The organism is Streptococcus sp. HMSC061E03, from assembly GCF_001813505.1.
Lineage (GTDB): Bacteria > Bacillota > Bacilli > Lactobacillales > Streptococcaceae > Streptococcus.
Window position 1 is genome coordinate 1 of the sequence record NZ_KV812791.1, and the last position, 3,261, is coordinate 3,261.

Sequence of the window (3,261 nt, forward strand, 5' to 3'; positions counted from 1 at the left end):
TTGCACGCAGGAGGTCAGCGGTTCGATCCCGCTAGGCTCCATTAACACTGTAAGGGTGTTAAGATTGAACATTGAAAATTGAATATCTATATCAAATAGTAACAAGAAAATAAACCGAAACGCTGTAAATATTTAAAGAGTTTAGGTCGCAAGACCAAAAATAAGGTTAAGTTAATAAGGGCGCACGGTGGATGCCTTGGCACTAGAAGCCGAAGAAGGACGTGACAAACGACGAAATGCTTTGGGGAGCTGTAAGTAAGCGACGATCCAGAGATGTCCGAATGGGGGAACCCACTAGCTAATGGCTAGTACTCCTATCTGTTAAGGATAGGTAGAGGAAGACGCAGTGAACTGAAACATCTAAGTAGCTGCAGGAAGAGAAAGCAAAAGCGATTGCCTGAGTAGCGGCGAGCGAAACGGCAGGAGGGCAAACCGAAGAGTTTACTCTTCGGGGTTGTAGGACTGCAATGTGGACTTAAAGATTATAGAAGAATGACATGGGAAGGTCAGCCAAAGAGAGTAAGAGCCTCGTATTCGAAATAGTCTTTATACCTAGCAGTATCCTGAGTACGGCGGGACACGAGAAATCCCGTCGGAATCTGGGAGGACCATCTCCCAACCCTAAATACTCTCTAGTGACCGATAGTGAACCAGTACCGTGAGGGAAAGGTGAAAAGCACCCCGGGAGGGGAGTGAAATAGAACCTGAAACCGTGTGCCTACAACAAGTTCGAGCCCGTTAATGGGTGAGAGCGTGCCTTTTGTAGAATGAACCGGCGAGTTACGATATGATGCGAGGTTAAGTTGAAGAGACGGAGCCGTAGGGAAACCGAGTCTGAATAGGGCGCATTAGTATTATGTCGTAGACCCGAAACCATGTGACCTACCCATGAGCAGGTTGAAGGTGAGGTAAAACTCACTGGAGGACCGAACCAGGGCACGTTGAAAAGTGCTTGGATGACTTGTGGGTAGCGGAGAAATTCCAAACGAACTTGGAGATAGCTGGTTCTCTCCGAAATAGCTTTAGGGCTAGCGTCGACATTAAGATTCTTGGAGGTAGAGCACTGTTTGGGTGAGGGGTCCATCCCGGATTACCAATCTCAGATAAACTCCGAATGCCAATGAATTATGGTCGGCAGTCAGACTGCGAGTGCTAAGATCCGTAGTCGAAAGGGAAACAGCCCAGACCACCAGCTAAGGTCCCAAAATAATTGTTAAGTGGAAAAGGATGTGGGGTTGCACAGACAACTAGGATGTTAGCTTAGAAGCAGCTATTCATTCAAAGAGTGCGTAATAGCTCACTAGTCGAGTGACCCTGCGCCGAAAATGTACCGGGGCTAAAACAATTTACCGAAGCTGTGGATACCTTTATAGGTATGGTAGGAGAGCGTTCTATGTGTGGAGAAGGTGTACCGTGAGGAGCGCTGGAACGCATAGAAGTGAGAATGCCGGTATGAGTAGCGAAAGACAGGTGAGAATCCTGTCCACCGTAAGACTAAGGTTTCCAGGGGAAGGCTCGTCCGCCCTGGGTTAGTCGGGACCTAAGGAGAGACCGAAAGGTGTATCCGATGGACAACAGGTTGATATTCCTGTACTAGAGTATGTAGTGAAGGAGGGACGCAGTAGGCTAACTAAAGCGTGCGACTGGAAGTGCACGTCTAAGCAGTGAGGTGTGAATTGAGTTAAATGCTTAATTCTATAACATTGAGCTGTGATGGGGAGCGAAGTTTAGTAGCGAAGTTAGTGACGTCACACTGCCAAGAAAAGCTTCTAGCGTTAATCATACTCTACCCGTACCGCAAACCGACACAGGTAGTCGAGGCGAGTAGCCTCAGGTGAGCGAGAGAACTCTCGTTAAGGAACTCGGCAAAATGACCCCGTAACTTCGGGAGAAGGGGTGCTGGCTTTCAGTCAGCCGCAGTGAATAGGCCCAAGCAACTGTTTATCAAAAACACAGCTCTCTGCTAAATCGTAAGATGATGTATAGGGGGTGACGCCTGCCCGGTGCTGGAAGGTTAAGAGGAGTGCTTAGCGGTAACGCGAAGGTATGAATTGAAGCCCCAGTAAACGGCGGCCGTAACTATAACGGTCCTAAGGTAGCGAAATTCCTTGTCGGGTAAGTTCCGACCCGCACGAAAGGCGTAATGATTTGGGCACTGTCTCAACGAGAGACTCGGTGAAATTTTAGTACCTGTGAAGATGCAGGTTACCCGCGACAGGACGGAAAGACCCCATGGAGCTTTACTGCAGTTTGATATTGAGTGTCTGTGCCACATGTACAGGATAGGTAGGAGCCATTGAGATCGGGACGCCAGTTTCGATGGAGGCGTTGTTGGGATACTACCCTTGTGTTATGGCCACTCTAACCCGGTAGGTTCATCATCTACGGAGACAGTGTCTGACGGGCAGTTTGACTGGGGCGGTCGCCTCCTAAAAGGTAACGGAGGCGCCCAAAGGTTCCCTCAGAATGGTTGGAAATCATTCGCAGAGTGTAAAGGTATAAGGGAGCTTGACTGCGAGAGCTACAACTCGAGCAGGGACGAAAGTCGGGCTTAGTGATCCGGTGGTTCCGTATGGAAGGGCCATCGCTCAACGGATAAAAGCTACCCTGGGGATAACAGGCTTATCTCCCCCAAGAGTTCACATCGACGGGGAGGTTTGGCACCTCGATGTCGGCTCGTCGCATCCTGGGGCTGTAGTCGGTCCCAAGGGTTGGGCTGTTCGCCCATTAAAGCGGCACGCGAGCTGGGTTCAGAACGTCGTGAGACAGTTCGGTCCCTATCCGTCGCGGGCGTAGGAAATTTGAGAGGATCTGCTCCTAGTACGAGAGGACCAGAGTGGACTTACCGCTGGTGTACCAGTTGTCTCGCCAGAGGCATCGCTGGGTAGCTATGTAGGGAAGGGATAAACGCTGAAAGCATCTAAGTGTGAAACCCACCTCAAGATGAGATTTCCCATGATTTTATATCAGTAAGAGCCCTGAGAGAAGATCAGGTAGATAGGTTAGGAGTGGAAGTTGTGTGAGCAATGGAGCGGACTAATACTAATAGCTCGAGGACTTATCCAAAGAGTCAGAAGATATTGACAATGTAAGGTTAACTTGTTAGAATATAGATGTTCAATTTTGAATGTTTAATCATTCAGAGTTAAGTGACGATAGCCTAGGAGATACACCTGTACCCATGCCGAACACAGCAGTTAAGCCCTAGAACGCCGGAAGTAGTTGGGGGTTGCCCCCTGTGAGATAAGGTAGTCGCTTAGC

General features: G+C 49.1%; 2 rRNA genes. Both read left to right on the forward strand.

The features are described 5' to 3' along the window. Positions 1–164 precede the first annotated feature (164 nt). Positions 165–3,066: ribosomal RNA gene (locus HMPREF2917_RS07295) — 23S ribosomal RNA — on the forward strand. A gap of 79 nt (positions 3,067–3,145) precedes the next feature. Beyond that, positions 3,146–3,261, forward strand: a 5S ribosomal RNA gene (rrf, locus tag HMPREF2917_RS07300).